Genomic DNA, 14,562 nt, shown 5'->3' with positions numbered 1-14,562 from the left:
TCCATCAGGGTGCGTTCACGTTAAAGACACGTGTGCGCGTCGCAAAAACGCAGTTTTGCGCCCTGCGACAGGCAGAAAGTTCCGCTTTCGTGCTTGTTTTTCGTGGCAATCCAGCAACGCCGGGGTGATTTCGATCACTTCGCCCGTGCCAAGACCGGAAATCACGGTATTGTCACGGGTAGCCGGCGACCCCCGATTAGCGAATTCTTGATAGTCGGGTGACAGCATGGTTGGCTACGAACGATCGGCTATGATCGCGGGAGAATTGAGACCGTGATTCGCACGGGATGTAACGCGTAGGGTCTTTTTTGGTACGGAATTTGCTCTATTTAAGCTTCATGCCGATCATCGTGTCGGAATGGAGCGATCGAGCGGAACGGGATCGAACCGCGGACGGAGACATGAATGAGTAAGGTCGGCACGAGCGACTCCAAGAATACGCTGTATTGCTCGTTCTGCGGCAAGAGCCAGCACGAAGTCCGTAAACTGATCGCGGGTCCCACGGTCTTCATTTGCGACGAGTGCGTTGAGCTCTGCATGGACATCATCCGCGAGGAGAACAAATCCTCGCTCGTGAAGTCGCGCGACGGCATTCCGACGCCGAAGGAAATCTGCAAGGTCCTGGACGATTACGTGATCGGCCAGAGCCATGCGAAGAAGGTCCTGTCGGTCGCTGTGCACAATCACTACAAGCGCCTCAACCACCAGACCAAGCACAACGACGTCGAGCTTGCGAAGTCGAACATCCTGCTGATCGGTCCGACCGGCTCGGGCAAGACGCTGCTCGCGCAGACGCTCGCCCGAATCCTGGACGTGCCGTTTACGATGGCGGACGCGACGACGCTGACCGAAGCCGGCTATGTCGGCGAGGACGTCGAGAACATCATCCTGAAGCTGCTCCAGTCCGCCGATTACAATGTCGAGCGCGCACAGCGCGGCATCGTCTACATCGACGAAATCGACAAGATCAGCCGCAAGTCCGACAATCCCTCGATCACGCGCGACGTGTCAGGTGAGGGCGTGCAGCAGGCGCTGCTCAAGATCATGGAAGGCACGGTGGCTTCGGTCCCGCCGCAGGGCGGCCGCAAGCATCCGCAGCAGGAATTCCTGCAGGTGGACACCACCAACATCCTGTTCATCTGCGGTGGTGCGTTCTCCGGCCTTGAAAAGATCATCTCGGCACGTGGACGTTCGACCTCGATCGGCTTCGCCGCTCAGGTGCTCGCGCCGGAAGACCGCCGTACCGGCGAAATCTTCCGTCACGTCGAGCCGGAGGATCTCCTGAAGTACGGGCTGATCCCGGAATTCGTCGGCCGTCTGCCTGTCGTGGCGACGCTGGAGGATCTGGACGAGGCTTCGCTCAAGAAGATTCTGGTCGAGCCGAAGAACGCGCTGGTGAAACAGTACCAGCGGCTGTTCGAGATGGAGAACATCGAGCTGACCTTCGCCGACGAGGCGCTTGGCGCGGTGGCCCGCAGGGCGATCGAGCGCAAGACCGGTGCGCGCGGACTGCGTTCGATCCTCGAGGCGATCCTGCTCGAGACCATGTTCGACCTGCCGGGCCTCGAAGGTGTGGAAGAAGTCGTGATTTCGCGCGAAGTCGTGGAAGGAACGGCGCGTCCGCTCTACATCTACGCCGATCGGTCCGATCGCGCCGTCGAGAACGCCAGCGCCTGATTTGCGGCGCTGGAACGCTCCAATCGTCTCATCAATTGAGGGCTGCGGAAAGTACCTCCGCAGCCGGTGTTGTGTCGCTTATTTGCGTGCGTAAGCGCCTGATGGCGCGCGTCTTTCAATGACTTGACACCCCCCGGGTCGATAGCCACCTAATGTCGGCGGCGAGCGAGAATTCTCTTCAAGATTCGCCTCAGTTCCGATCCGGCAGGCCGGTCCAACTTGAGAAAAGGACCGACCGGTTTTGCGGATCACCTCGGCACCTTGTGGCGGTTGCGCATGAGCATGGCGGGCTGCGTGCAAGGGGGCAAAGCAAAAGGAAAAGGCCATGACTAATCCAAAACCCAGGCCAACCATCGTTCATGGCGAAACGCACGCCTATCCCGTGCTGCCCCTGCGCGACATCGTCGTCTTCCCGCACATGATCGTTCCGCTCTTCGTCGGCCGCGAGAAGTCGATCCGCGCGCTCGAAGAGGTGATGAAGAACGACGCGCTGATCATGCTCGCGACCCAGAAGAACGCGTCCGACGATGATCCGGCCCCCGATTCCATTTACGAGACCGGGACGCTTGCCAGCGTGCTCCAGCTCTTGAAGCTTCCCGACGGCACCGTGAAGGTGCTGGTCGAAGGGCTCGAGCGTGCGCGCGTGCAGAAATACACCGATCGCGCCGACTATTACGAAGCGACCGCGATTGCGCTCGCCGACACCGATGCGAAGTCGGTCGAGGCGGAGGCCATGGCGCGCTCGGTCGTGTCCGACTTCGAGAGCTACGTGAAGCTCAACAAGAAGATCTCGGCCGAGGGTCGTCGGCGTCGTGCAGGCGATCACCGATTTCGCCAAGCTCGCCGATACCGTCGCCTCGCATCTCGCCGTCAAGATCGCGGATCGCCAGGGCATCCTGGAGACGCTTTCGGTCACGCAGCGCCTGGAGAAGGTGCTGGGCTTGATGGAGAGCGAGATCTCGGTGCTGCAGGTCGAGAAGCGCATCCGTTCGCGCGTCAAGCGCCAGATGGAGAAGACCCAGCGCGAGTATTATCTCAACGAGCAGATGAAGGCGATCCAGAAGGAACTCGGCGACGACGAAGGTCGCGACGAGCTCGCCGATCTCGAAGAGAAGATCTCCAAGACCAAGCTCTCCAAGGAAGCGCGCGAGAAGGCACAGCATGAGCTGAAGAAGCTGCGCCAGATGTCGCCGATGTCCGCGGAAGCGACCGTCGTGCGCAACTATCTGGATTGGCTGCTGTCGATCCCGTGGAACAAGAAGTCCAAGGTGAAGAAGGATCTGGAAGCCGCGCAGGCGGTTCTGGATGCCGACCACTACGGGCTCGAGAAGGTCAAGGATCGCATCGTCGAGTATCTCGCGGTGCAGACGCGCGCCAACAAGCTGACCGGACCGATCCTGTGCCTCGTCGGACCTCCCGGCGTCGGCAAGACTTCGCTCGGCAAGTCGATCGCGAAGGCGACGGGACGCGAGTTCGTGCGCGTCTCGCTCGGCGGCGTGCGCGACGAGGCCGAGATCCGTGGTCACCGCCGGACCTACATAGGCTCGATGCCCGGCAAGATCATCCAGTCCATGCGCAAGGCGAAGTCGTCTAATCCGCTGTTCCTGCTGGACGAGATCGACAAGATGGGCGCCGATTTCCGCGGCGATCCGTCCTCGGCTCTGCTCGAGGTACTCGACCCCGAGCAGAACGCAACCTTCAACGACCACTACCTCGAGGTCGACTACGATCTGTCCAACGTGATGTTCATCACGACCGCGAATACGCTCAATATTCCGGGACCGCTGATGGACCGCATGGAGATCATCCGGATCGCGGGCTACACCGAGAACGAGAAGGTCGAGATCGCGCGCAAGCATCTGATCCCGACAGCGGTGTCCAAGCACGGCCTGGACTCCAAGGAGTTCTCGATCGACGACGACGCGCTGCTGCTGCTGATCCGCCGCTACACCCGCGAAGCGGGCGTACGTAATCTGGAGCGTGAGCTCTCCACACTCGCCCGCAAGGCGGTGAAGGAGCTGATGATCTCGAAGAAGAAGTCGGTCAAGGTCACCGAGAAGACTCTCGAAGAGCTTCTGGGCGTGCCGAAGTACCGCTACGGCGAGATCGAGAGCGAGCCGCAGGTCGGTATCGTCACCGGCCTTGCCTGGACCGATGTCGGCGGCGAGCTTCTGACCATCGAAGGCGTCATGATGCCCGGCAAGGGCAAGATGACGGTCACCGGCAATCTGCGCGACGTCATGAAGGAATCGATCTCGGCGGCGGCCTCCTACGTCCGCTCGCGCGCGATCGTCTACGGCATCGAGCCGCCGCTGTTCGACCGGCGCGACATCCACGTGCACGTGCCGGAAGGCGCGACGCCGAAGGACGGTCCGTCGGCTGGCGTGGCGATGGCCACCGCGATCATCTCGGTCATGACCGGCATTCCGGTCCGCCATGATGTCGCGATGACCGGCGAGATCACGCTGCGCGGCCGCGTGCTGCCGATCGGCGGCCTCAAGGAGAAGCTGCTGGCCGCTGCGCGCGGCGGCATCAAGACGGTGCTGATCCCCGAGGACAACGCCAAGGATCTCACGGAGATTTCCGATGCGATCAAGGGCGGCATGGAGATCATCCCGGTCTCGCGCCTCGACGACGTCGTCGCCAAGGCGCTGGTGAAGAAACCGGTGCCGATCGTCTGGGAAGAAGACACCAAGGTGACGGTGAAGCCGGACGGCGACGAAGCCGCCGGCGGCCTGACCGCTCACTGAGATCGCAGCTCGGAAAGATGATAAAACGGCGCCTTCGGGCGCCGTTTTTGTTTGGGGCAGCGGATGAAGCCAATGCACATCGACGGGCAATGCCATTGCGGGCAGATCACCTTTGAAGCCGAGATCGACCCCGAGACGGTGTCGGTCTGCCACTGCACCGATTGCCAGACGTTGACGGGCTCGCCGTTCCGGGTGACGGCCGTATGTTCCGGCGTCGATGTCCGCCTGACCGGCGGTTCGCCAAAAATCTACGGCAAGCGCGGCGACAATGGCCGGATGCGCTTCCAGCACTTTTGCGCCGATTGCGGTTCCCCGCTGTTCACCAGCGGCGAGGGTGACCAGGCCGACGATTGGGGCATCCGCTGGGGCAGCATGCGCCAGCGCGACAAATTGCGGCCCGTCAGGCAGATCTGGTGCCAGTCGGCGGCAGTGTGGATCGACGCGGTACCACTGCTGCCTGGCCGGCCGGGCGATTGAGGCCCAGGAAGTGGAGTTCCGCGCTTGCCCGTTCGGGGCCGGTGGGGATAAAGAAGCGGCGAGGGGCGGTTAGCTCAGTTGGTAGAGCGCCTGCTTTACACGCAGGATGTCGGCGGTTCGAGCCCGTCACTGCCCACCAGCCAGCGCTCGCGAAGCGAGCGCCGGCATTGCGGGCCAGCCCAGCGAGCCGTCATATGGGAGGCCCGATGCAGCAGCCAAGCGGACACGAAGAGAACGCAGACCAGATCGCCTATTGGAACGGCCCGAGCGGGCAACGCTGGGCCGATCGCCACGGGGCGCAGGAGAGCCTGCTCGGACCCATTGCCGACGTGCTGATCGACCGGGCCAGGCCGAAGCCGGGTGAGCGCGTCCTCGATGTCGGCTGCGGCTCCGGCGCAACGACGTGCGCGTTCGCGAAGGCTGTCGCGCCGAACGGATTTGCGCTCGGGCTCGACGTCTCCGATCCGATGCTGTCGCAGGCGCGCGCGCTGGCGCCGAAAGGCCTCCCGCTCGAGTTCGCGCTGGCCGATGCGACGGTCCATCCATTCGAGCCGGCGAGCTTTGATCTGCTGGCCTCGCGGTTCGGCGTGATGTTCTTCGCTGACCCGATCGCATCTTTCACCAACCTTCGTCGTGCGCTGAAGCCGTCCGGGCGGCTCGCCTTTGCCTGCTGGCGTGAGCCGAAGGAAAATCCCTGGATGATGGCGCCGCTGATGGCGGTCTACAAACACGTCCCCAAGATGCCGCCGGTCGGGCCCGAGGAGCCCGGGCCTTTCGCCTTCGCCGCGGAAGAGCGCGTGAAACGCATCCTTGGCGGCGCCGGCTTCGTCGATGTCGCGATGGAGCCGCACAATCTCGCGATGGATGTCGCAATCGGTGGCGGGCTCGATGCCGCGGTCGAGGGCTCGCTCCAGATCGGCCCGGCCAGCCGCGCACTGCAGGGCCACCCGCCGGAGACGTATGCCGCCGCAAAAGTCTCGATCCGCGAGATGCTGGCGCCGTTTCTGAATGGGCCGAGCGTGGCGCTCCAGGGCGCAATCTGGATCGTGACGGCGAAGGCGGCGTAGGCGCAACTCTCTCCGCGCCGTCATTGCGAGGAGCACTTGCGACGAAGCAATCCAGAAATGTGCCCGCAGAGGCAGGCTGGATTGCTTCGCTGCGCTCGCAATGACGATCACACCACATCATCCGGCGCCAGCGCGCAGCCATTGTCGGGACGCGCTTCCACTTGAAGGGTGGTGTGGCCGATGCGGAAGGAGGTCTTCAGCATCTGCGCGGTCTCCATCAGAAATGCGTCGCCGGCGCCGGTGGGCATGACGAGATGGCAGGTCAGCGCCGTCTCCGTGGTCGAGATCGGCCAGACGTGGAGATCGTGGATCCCGGACACGCCGGGACGTGCCAGCAGGAACGCCCTGACCGCGGCGAGGTCGGTGCCTTTTGGGGCTGCCGCCATCGACATGTCGATGGAGCCGCGGAGCAGGCTGGTCGTGCTCCAGAGAATGGTGACGCAGATGACGAGGCTGGTGACGGGATCGAGCCAGAGCCAGCCGGTCCAGATGATCAGCGCCGCCGAGATGACGACGCCGAGCGAGACCGCGGCGTCCGCCGCCATGTGCAGATAAGCGCCCTCGATGTTGATGTCGTCCTTGCGGCCGCGCGCGAACAGCATGGCTGTAAAACCGTTGACGAGGATGCCGATGCCGGCGACCACCATCACGGTGACGCCCGCGACGGGCTCCGGTTCGCGCAGGCGCAGGAACGCTTCCCAGCCGATCGCACCGGTTGCAACCAGCAGGAACACGGCGTTCGCCAGTGCCGCCAGGATGGTGGAGGCGCGCAGTCCATAAGTGAAGCGGCCGCTCGGCGCGCGCCTCGCCGCGATCGACGCGCACCAGGCCACGACCAGGCCGAGCACGTCGGAAAGGTTATGGCCGGCATCGGCGAGGAGGGCGGTGGAGTTGCCGATATAGCCATAGATCGCCTCGGCCACGACCAGCGCGGTGTTGAGCGAAATGCCGATCGCGAACGCCTTGCCGAAATTGGCGGGCGCATGGACATGCGCGTGGCCAGGACCGTGATCGTGACCATGATCGTGGCTGTGGCCGGCATGGTCATGGTGATGATGACCGTGGTGGTCGTGGTTGCCCAATTCTAGCGCTCCCCGGACGCTGCCAAATCAGGCGCTATTGTAGGCGTTTCGGTGCCTGCGTCACGGCGGAACAGCACGTAGAGCGCCGGCAGCACCAGCAGCGTCAGCACGGTCGAGGAGATGATGCCGCCGATCACCACGGTCGCGAGCGGCCGCTGCACCTCGGCCCCGGCCCCAGTGGCAAGGGCCATCGGCACGAAGCCGAGGGACGCCACCAGCGCCGTCATCAGCACCGGACGCAGGCGTGTCAGCGCGCCCTCGCGCACCGCGTCGGCGACGGGGTAGCCCACGCTGCGCAGCCGCTCGATGAAGGCGATGATGACGAGGCCGTTGAGCACGGCCACTCCCGACAGCGCGATGAAGCCGACGCCGGCGCTGATGGATAAGGGGATGCCGCGCAGCAGCAGCGCCACGACGCCGCCGGTCAGCGCCAGCGGCACGCCGGAGAACACGAGAGCCGCATCCGCCGCCGATCCCATGCCCATAAACAGCAGCAAGAATACCAGCAGCAGCGCCACCGGCACCACGAGCGTCAACCGCTTGGTGGCGGAGACAAGCTGCTCGAATTGTCCGCCCCAGCCGATCCAGTAGCCCGGCGGCAGCTTGACCTTTTCCGCGACGGCCGCCTCGGCCTCGGTGACGAAGGAGCCGAGATCGCGCGCGCGGACATTGGCGGTGACGACGATGCGCCGCTTGCCGTTCTCGCGGCTGATCTGGTTGGGGCCGGGCGTCGCATCGACGGTAGCGACCGACGACAGCGGCACATAGCGCATCTGGGCAAGGGGCGAGGCGGGCAAGGCCGTCCGGATCGGCGCGCTGGACGCCGCTTCCTCACCCGGCGGCAGCGGGATGGGAATTGCCCGGATCGCCTCGAGATTGCCGCGCAGATGCTCCGGCAGGCGCACGACGATGTCGAAGCGGCGGTCGCCCTCGAACAGCTTGCCGGCCGACTTGCCGCCCACCGCGATCTCGACGATGCCCTGCACCTCGCTGATGCTGAGCCCGTATCGGGCGAGCGCCTGGCGGTCGAGGCGGACGGTGAGGATCGGCAGGCCCGAGACCTGTTCGATCTTGACGTCGCTGGCGCCGCGGATGCCGTGGATCGCGGCCTCCACCTGTTTTGCCGCGCCTTGGAGGATGTCGAGGTCATCGCCGAAGATCTTGACGCCGACGTCGCTGCGCACGCCGGAGATCAGCTCGTTGACACGGAACTGGATCGGCTGGGAGATTTCATAGGCGCTGCCGGGGATGTCGTCGGCGGCACGGTCGATAGCCTCGATCACGTCCGACTTGGGCTTGTCCGGGTTAGGCCATTCGACGCGCGGCTTCAGCATGATGTAGCCGTCGGTCTGTGCCGGCGACATCGGGTCGGTCGCAATCTCCGCGGTGCCGATGCGGGTGAAGAACTCCTTCACCTCCGGAATCTGCTTGATGCGCTTTTCCAGCGCCTTTTGCAGGTCCAGCGACTGGGTCAGGCTGGTGCCGGGAATCCGGATCGAGGCCAGCGCGACGTCGCCTTCGTCCAGGCTCGGGATGAACTCGCCGCCCATGCGCGCGGCGGCAATGCCGCTTGCGGCCACGATGATGGCGGCCATGATTGCGACGCTGAGGCGATTGTCGATCGCAAGCCGGAGCAGGGGCCGGTAGGCGCGCTTCGCCACCCGCATGAACAGGTTTTCCTGTTCGGACACCTTGCCGGTGACGAAGATGGCAACCGCCGCCGGCACGAAGGTGACGGAGAACAGCACCGCGGCGCCCAGCGCCATCAGCACTGTCAGCGCCATCGGCGTGAACATCTTGCCTTCAACGCCCGTCAGCGTCAGCACCGGCAGATAGACCACCGCGATGATCAGCGTTCCGAACAGGCTCGGCTTGATGACCTCGCTCGATCCGCGCCGGATCGCGCGCAGCCGTTCGGAGATCGTGAGCAGGCCGCCTTTCTCGCGCTGGGCCTCGGCCAGCATACGCAGGCAGTTATCGACGATGATCACGGCACCGTCGACGATGACGCCGAAATCGATCGCGCCCAGGCTCATCAAATTTGCACTGACCTTGGTCTCGACCATGCCGGTGATCGTCATGGCCATGGACAGCGGAATGACGCAGGCCACCACCAGCGCGGCGCGGATATTGCCAAGGATCAGGAACAGCACGGCCACAACCAGGGCCGCGCCCTCCAGCAGGTTGTTCTCGACCGTGCGGATGGTGGCCTCGACCAGATGGGTGCGGTCGTAGACGGTCCGCGTCACGACGCCGTCGGGCAGCGATTTGGCGATGTCTTCGAGCCGGGCCGCGACACGGCGCGCCACCGTGCGGCTGTTCTCGCCGATCAGCAGCATGGCGGTGCCGAGCACGGTTTCCTCGCCATCGCGCGTCGCGGCTCCCGTGCGCAGATCGCGGCCTTCGGTGACGGTGGCGATATCCCTGATCCTGACGGGATTGCCGCCGCGCGAGCCGATGACGATGTCCCGGATCTCGCTGACATTGCCGACCTGGCCCGGCGAGCGAACCAGATATTGCTCGCCGTTGCGCTCGATATAGCCGGCGCCGACATTGGCATTGTTGGCGGCGAGCGCCGTCATGACGTCGCGAAAGCCGAGCCGGTAGGCCATCAGCTTGCCGGGGTCGGGCAGCACGTGGAATTGGCGCTCGAAGCCGCCGATGGTATTGACCTCGATCACGCCAGGTACATTGCGAAGCTGCGGCTTGATGATCCAGTCCTGCACGGTGCGCAAATCGGTCAGCGAGTAGTCGTGACCGCCCTGCGTCTTCGCGCCCGCCTTGGCCTCGACGGTGTACATGAAGATTTCGCCGAGTCCGGTCGAGACCGGGCCCATCGCGACCTCGACGCCGGCCGGAAGCTGGTCTTTCACCTGCTGGATGCGTTCGCCGACAAGCTGGCGGGCGAAATAGATGTCGGTGCCGTCCTTGAAGACGACCGTCACCTGGCTCAGGCCGTAGCGCGACAGCGAGCGGGTGTAGTCGAGTTTCGGCAGGCCACCCATCGCGGTCTCGACGGGGAAGGTGATGCGTTGCTCGGTTTCCAGCGGCGAATAGCCGGGCGCGCGGGTGTTGATCTGGACCTGGATGTTGGTGATGTCGGGTACGGCGTCGATCGGGAGGCGCTGGAAATTCCAGGTCCCGAAGGCAACGGCGCCGAGCGCGAGCAGCAGGACCAGCCAGCGCTGCTGCAGCGAGACGGCGATGAGACGCTCAATCATGCTCGGCCTCGCCCTTGCCCATTTCCGCCTTCACGACGAAGCTGTTTTCCGCGACGTAATGCTCGCCGGCTGAAAGGCCGGCCTTGATCTCGACATGGCGGGGATCGGAATCGCCCAGCTCCACGGGGCGGGCCTCGATCTTGTCGCCGTCCTCGCGGACGAACACGATGGTCCGGTTCTCCAGCGTCTGGATCGCGCTTCGGCGCACGGCGACCGCGACGTTGCGCGCGGCGAGGATCAGCCGTGCCGTGACGAACAGGCCGGGACGCAAGCGCCCGTCCGGATTTGGCAGCACCACGCGCGCCAGCGCGGTCTGGGTCTCGCTGCTGCCGATCGGCGCCATGTAGGAGATCGTGCCCTTGATCTCGCCGCGGCCGTCGTCGGGATCGATCAGCACCTCGTCGTTGAGGCGAACGCGCCGCAGGTCCTGCCGATAGATCGACAGATCGACCCAGATGCTGGAGAGGTCGGCGACGACGAAGGCCGGTTTCTGTTCGGAGGCGTATTCGCCGAGCGAGATCTGCCGCTCGATGATAGTGCCGGCAATCGGCGCCTTGAGCTCGTAGACGGTGAGGCTCTGGTTGCTCTCGATCGCGGCGAGCAGATCGTCCTTGCCGACCTTGTCGCCGATGCGCTTCTGGATCGATTTGGCAACGCCGGGAAAGCGCGGCGTCACCTGCACCACGGCTTCCTGGTTGGCGCGCAGGACGCCGTTGAAGGCGAGCGTGTCGGTTAGCGTGACGCTCGCAGCTTCCGCCAGCGTCACGCCGGCGGCGGCAAGCTTGACGTCGGAGATCCGGATCCGGTCGGCGCCGTGCTCGTCCTGCTCGACATGGTCGTTCGGCTTCTCCGGCTTTTTGTCCGCGCTGTGTTCGGCATGCTCGACCCTGGTTGGGGCGAGCAGGGAATAGCCGTAAGCGCCGAGTGCGGCGGCAACGACGGCGACAAGGACGATGGAGGACGTCTTCATCGTGCGCTCTCCCGCGCCAGCGTGAAGGGATTGCCGACGAGGCCTTCGATGGTCGCCACCCCCGCATGGAAGTTCTGGAGCGCCTCCTGCTCGCGCAGCCGCGCCTGGGTGACGCTCGCCTGGGCGTCGAGCACTTCGAGCAGGGTGAAGCGGCCCTGGCCGTAGCCTTGCGCGATTGCGTCCGAGGCTTCGGTGGCCTTGGGAATGGCGCTCTCGCGCAGCACCGAAAGCTCGCGCAGCGAGCCCTGAAGCGAGTCGTAGGCGCGGCCGGCGACCACGATCAGCGTGTTGCGGTTGGCCTCGCGCTCGGCCTTGGTCTTGGCAAGGCTTTCCTGTGCCGAGAGGATATTGCCCTGGTTCTGGTCGAACACGGGAATCGGCACCGAGACGGTGAGGCGCGCCGCGTCGTCAGTGGTCTCGTTGAAATGTCGCCAGCCGGCAGCGATCCGCACGTCGGGATAGGGCCTGAGCCGCGCCAACAACAGCTCGGCGTTGCGCTGGGCATAGATCGCGGTCCAGCGCACCAGCTGCGGATTGGCATCGATGGCGGCGACGACCGACTGGAAGGTCGGCGGCCGTCCCATGGTGTCGAGCCGGCCGGAGACCTCGCCGAATTTCGCTGCCGCGTCGCCCATCAAGACCGCAAGCTCGCGCCGGGCGCTCGCCAGCGTCGCCTTGAAGCGTTCGCGGTCGGCCTTCACCAGGGCGGAAGCTACCTCGGCACGGCCGGTCTCGGCCGGCGAGGAGGCGCCGGCCTCGACGCGGCGGCGCAAAAGCGGCGTCAGCCGGTCGATGGCGGCGATCTGCTCGTCGAGGATCTGGATACGCCGCTGTGCGCCGAGCACGCTGAGGAAGGCGATCGCCGTCTCCGAGAGCACCTCCAGCCTGACGGCCTTGCCCTGGATCGCGGCAACCTCGATGCCGGCGACGCCCGCGGCGATCCGCGCGTCGCGCTTGCCGAACAGCTCGAAGGCCTGGCTGATCTGCAGCGTGGTCTCGGCCGATCGCGTGCCGCGATAGATGCCGGACCCGAACGAATTGTCCTGTTCGTAGGACAGTTCCGGATTGAGAAGCGCACCTGCCTGGATGCGCTGGCCCGTGGCGATTCCGACGTCGCGCTCCGCCGCGGTCAGCCGCGGGCTCGTGGCCAGCGCGCGCGAGAGCGCGCTTCGCATCGTCAGTGTCTGGGCGTGGGACGGCGCAAGCGCCAATCCGCCAATCAGACACGCTGCCGCGCACGCCAGGCGCGCGGCCATTCCCCTGCAAAACATGAAATCGACCTGTGAAGGATGAACCTAATGGGCGCGCGGCGCCCGACCAATCCGTTCAGGCAATATGTTTGGGAGGCGGGGAGTCGGTATCGGGGACAATGCCGGCGAGCCGGGATACGCGTTGCGGGCGCGATGCAGACACGAGCGCGGTCGATGCGGCCGGCGGCGCCGGCTGCGCGACCATCACCGAGAAGCAGCCATGGCAATGATGCCCGCCGATGGCCTTGTGGTCGCTGTGATCTGAGGAGCCATCAATGACCGCAGCAATCTCCGAGCCGCCGCCGGGCGTGGTGACGTCGATGTCGTGCAGGCCGTGCAGCGTTCCCGCGAGCAGATAGACAACCGCGATCAGCACAGACATCAGCCCGCGCCAGTTGCGCGGGCGGCAAGATCCTGAGGGCTGGCGGTTCGCGAGCACGAAGTCACTCTGATTGCGGTCTGCGTCCGGCCTAGCATGGGCGCGGGAATAGTGTCGACCCGCAACATTGTTACGTCCCTGGCGCAATTGCCGCAGCAGTGGCGGAGACGCCAGCGCTTCTCATTGACGGGTGATCAGGCTCAGTTGAGCATCGGCTGGCGCTCCGCGTGCCAGCTCCGGAATGTCGCCGGTGTCGCCGGCTTCGACCGTGACGACGGCGCGACAGCTGGCTTCCATTGCCCGTTCCAGCCATTTGATGGCTTCATCGATCCACTGGTCGTGGTGCTCGGGATCGGCGATCGCCTTTTCCCGGAATGCATCTGCCTGATGAAGGCACGCGGTTCTGCGATCCACGCGGCTCTCCCGATCCGGAGTCCCGCCCCGGTCGCATCTTCGATGATCCCAGCGCCGGCGTCGCTAACATAGGACAGGGAGCCCAGCTCAAAACAAAGGCCCCCGGCTCCGGTGTTGACCGGCTGGGCCTCGTGCTCGCAACTTCATCCTTGGGCTCACACCCAACCCGACTCCGGTGAGTTCGTTCCTGTCGGCTGCAAAAACTAGGAACGTTCCGTCTTCCTCCTCATTAGCGAGCAGGGGAAAATCGAGGAGGACGCACCATGAACGGACTGATTTATCTCGTCGGCTTGATCGTGGTGATCATGGCTGTCTTGTCGTTATTCGGCCTGCGTTGAGAGAGCTGATATGACCATCGAAGCTCTCGTGCAGGAAGAAGTCACCGAAGGTCGTCCGCGAGTCGCCGAAGACCGCTGGAGCATCCAATGGAGTTCTATCGTCGCAGGCGCATTCGCCGCCGCCGCGTTGTCCTTCATCCTGGTGAGCTTTGGCGTCGCTATCGGGCTCGGCATCAGCTCGACGTCGCCGACATGGCGCGACGCATCAGCGGCTCTGGCGCTTCTTTCGGGGTTGTATTTGATTTTGCAGGCGATCGCCAGTTTCGGCTTCGGCGGCTATATCGCGGGCCGCACCACGCGTCAGGCGGCCGCAGTTTCGGCCATCGATGACGATGGCGAGCGGTGGGACGGGCTCCATGGCCTGATGTCATGGGCGCTTGCCGTACTGATCGGCGGCGTTTTCCTCGCCTTTCTCGGTGCGGGCACAATTGACCGCTCTCCGGCACGTTCGTCGTCAGGCAACGCGACCGCAGCCGAGCCGCTTTTAGGTTATGAACTGGACAAGCTATTCCGTGCGCGTCGACCTCCCACCGATCTCGGGGAAACGCGCGCTGAAGCCGGACGTATCCTGATGACGTCGTCGAGCCACAGCGGCGTCAGCGGCGACGATCGAACCTATCTTGTGCAGCAGGTTACAGCGTTGACGGGACTGACCGGGCCGGACTCCGAGCGTCGGGTCGACGCCGCGATTGCGGACTCCCGGACGGCGATCAACCGTACGCGACACAGCTCGATCATCCTCGCATTCTCGGTTGCAGCCGCAACTCTGATCGGGGCCGTGGTAGCCTGGGCTGCTGCTGTTGCCGGCGGACGGCATCGCGATGGAGAGCCGCTGCCGAACTGGATCGTAAGTTCCAACCGCTTCCATCGCACTTCTCGCGCGAAGCCGGTGCCGTAAAGGCTGCGGCCTGCGCTTGTGGCCGGGAGCAAGCCCGGC

11 protein-coding genes, 1 tRNA gene and 1 pseudogene are annotated in these 14,562 nt (G+C 64.7%); 6 read left to right on the top strand and 7 right to left on the bottom strand.

Features of this window, described 5'->3' with window-relative positions; genetic code table 11:
• Positions 1–15: 15 nt before the first annotated feature.
• The gene (locus ACVWYI_RS23390) at positions 16–228 is read right to left on the bottom strand and encodes a hypothetical protein (protein ID WP_456663321.1); all 213 of its coding nucleotides are present in this window, start codon (positions 226–228) and stop codon (positions 16–18) included.
• A 177-nt stretch (positions 229–405) separates the two neighbouring features.
• On the opposite strand from ACVWYI_RS23390, the gene clpX reads away from it, so the two are divergent.
• The 5 genes and pseudogenes from clpX (at position 406) to ACVWYI_RS23365 (ending at position 5,971) form a co-directional block, all read left to right on the top strand.
• Positions 406–1,677, top strand: a complete 1,272-nt coding sequence (clpX, locus tag ACVWYI_RS23385) for an ATP-dependent Clp protease ATP-binding subunit ClpX (protein WP_045003136.1) — start codon at positions 406–408, stop codon at positions 1,675–1,677.
• Positions 1,678–2,002: 325 nt separating this feature from the next.
• Positions 2,003–4,427, top strand: a pseudogene (lon, locus tag ACVWYI_RS23380) (endopeptidase La).
• A gap of 72 nt (positions 4,428–4,499) precedes the next feature.
• Entirely contained in the window at positions 4,500–4,904 is a 405-nt protein-coding gene (locus tag ACVWYI_RS23375) for a GFA family protein (protein WP_456664564.1), read from the top strand.
• Positions 4,905–4,967: 63 nt separating this feature from the next.
• Positions 4,968–5,043, top strand: a tRNA-Val gene (locus ACVWYI_RS23370).
• A 67-nt stretch (positions 5,044–5,110) separates the two neighbouring features.
• Positions 5,111–5,971 (top strand): methyltransferase domain-containing protein, encoded by an 861-nt coding sequence (locus ACVWYI_RS23365; RefSeq protein ID WP_456663320.1) that lies wholly within the window; start codon positions 5,111–5,113, stop codon positions 5,969–5,971.
• Positions 5,972–6,078: 107 nt separating this feature from the next.
• On the opposite strand, the gene ACVWYI_RS23360 is transcribed toward ACVWYI_RS23365, so the two are convergent.
• The 6 genes from ACVWYI_RS23360 to ACVWYI_RS23335 form a co-directional block, all read right to left on the bottom strand.
• On the bottom strand, positions 6,079–7,053 hold the full coding sequence (locus ACVWYI_RS23360) for a cation diffusion facilitator family transporter (RefSeq protein WP_456663319.1): 975 nt from the start codon (positions 7,051–7,053) through the stop codon (positions 6,079–6,081).
• Between the two features lie 2 nt (positions 7,054–7,055).
• A complete protein-coding gene (locus tag ACVWYI_RS23355) occupies positions 7,056–10,274 on the bottom strand; it encodes an efflux RND transporter permease subunit (RefSeq protein WP_456663318.1) in 3,219 nt (1,072 codons plus the stop codon).
• On the bottom strand, positions 10,267–11,244 hold the full coding sequence (gene ihpB, locus ACVWYI_RS23350) for a divalent metal ion exporter adaptor subunit IhpB (RefSeq protein ID WP_247349352.1): 978 nt from the start codon (positions 11,242–11,244) through the stop codon (positions 10,267–10,269). Before ihpB ends, ACVWYI_RS23355 begins: the two co-directional genes overlap by 8 nt.
• Positions 11,241–12,515: a divalent metal ion exporter subunit IhpA gene (ihpA, locus tag ACVWYI_RS23345; protein ID WP_247349351.1), complete on the bottom strand. Its 1,275-nt coding sequence runs from the start codon at positions 12,513–12,515 to the stop codon at positions 11,241–11,243. Before ihpA ends, ihpB begins: the two co-directional genes overlap by 4 nt.
• Positions 12,516–12,570: 55 nt before the next feature.
• On the bottom strand, positions 12,571–12,933 hold the full coding sequence (locus ACVWYI_RS23340; protein WP_247349350.1) for a hypothetical protein: 363 nt from the start codon (positions 12,931–12,933) through the stop codon (positions 12,571–12,573).
• Positions 12,934–13,053: 120 nt separating this feature from the next.
• A complete protein-coding gene (locus ACVWYI_RS23335; RefSeq protein WP_247349348.1) occupies positions 13,054–13,287 on the bottom strand; it encodes a hypothetical protein in 234 nt (77 codons plus the stop codon).
• Between the two features lie 348 nt (positions 13,288–13,635).
• Between ACVWYI_RS23335 and ACVWYI_RS23330 the strand changes: the two genes are divergently transcribed.
• Positions 13,636–14,523, top strand: coding sequence for a hypothetical protein (locus ACVWYI_RS23330; protein ID WP_247349346.1), 888 nt, complete (start codon positions 13,636–13,638; stop codon positions 14,521–14,523).
• Positions 14,524–14,562: the final 39 nt, after the last annotated feature.

Source organism: Bradyrhizobium sp. LB13.1 (assembly GCF_054056815.1).
The sequence above is the reverse complement of the archived record's forward strand: the minus strand, read 5'-3'. Positions and strand labels throughout refer to the sequence as shown.

Excerpts from the sequence above, each read along its gene's own strand:
- ACVWYI_RS23390 (WP_456663321.1), bottom strand. The coding sequence starts at position 228 with ATGCTGTCACCCGACTATCAAGAATTCGCTAATCGGGGGTCGCCGGCT.
- clpX (WP_045003136.1), top strand. The coding sequence starts at position 406 with ATGAGTAAGGTCGGCACGAGCGACTCCAAGAATACGCTGTATTGCTCG.
- ACVWYI_RS23375 (WP_456664564.1), top strand. The coding sequence starts at position 4,500 with ATGCACATCGACGGGCAATGCCATTGCGGGCAGATCACCTTTGAAGCC.
- ACVWYI_RS23365 (WP_456663320.1), top strand. The coding sequence starts at position 5,111 with ATGCAGCAGCCAAGCGGACACGAAGAGAACGCAGACCAGATCGCCTAT.
- ACVWYI_RS23355 (WP_456663318.1), bottom strand. The coding sequence starts at position 10,274 with ATGATTGAGCGTCTCATCGCCGTCTCGCTGCAGCAGCGCTGGCTGGTC.
- ihpB (WP_247349352.1), bottom strand. The coding sequence starts at position 11,244 with ATGAAGACGTCCTCCATCGTCCTTGTCGCCGTCGTTGCCGCCGCACTC.
- ihpA (WP_247349351.1), bottom strand. The coding sequence starts at position 12,515 with ATGTTTTGCAGGGGAATGGCCGCGCGCCTGGCGTGCGCGGCAGCGTGT.
- ACVWYI_RS23330 (WP_247349346.1), top strand. The coding sequence starts at position 13,636 with ATGACCATCGAAGCTCTCGTGCAGGAAGAAGTCACCGAAGGTCGTCCG.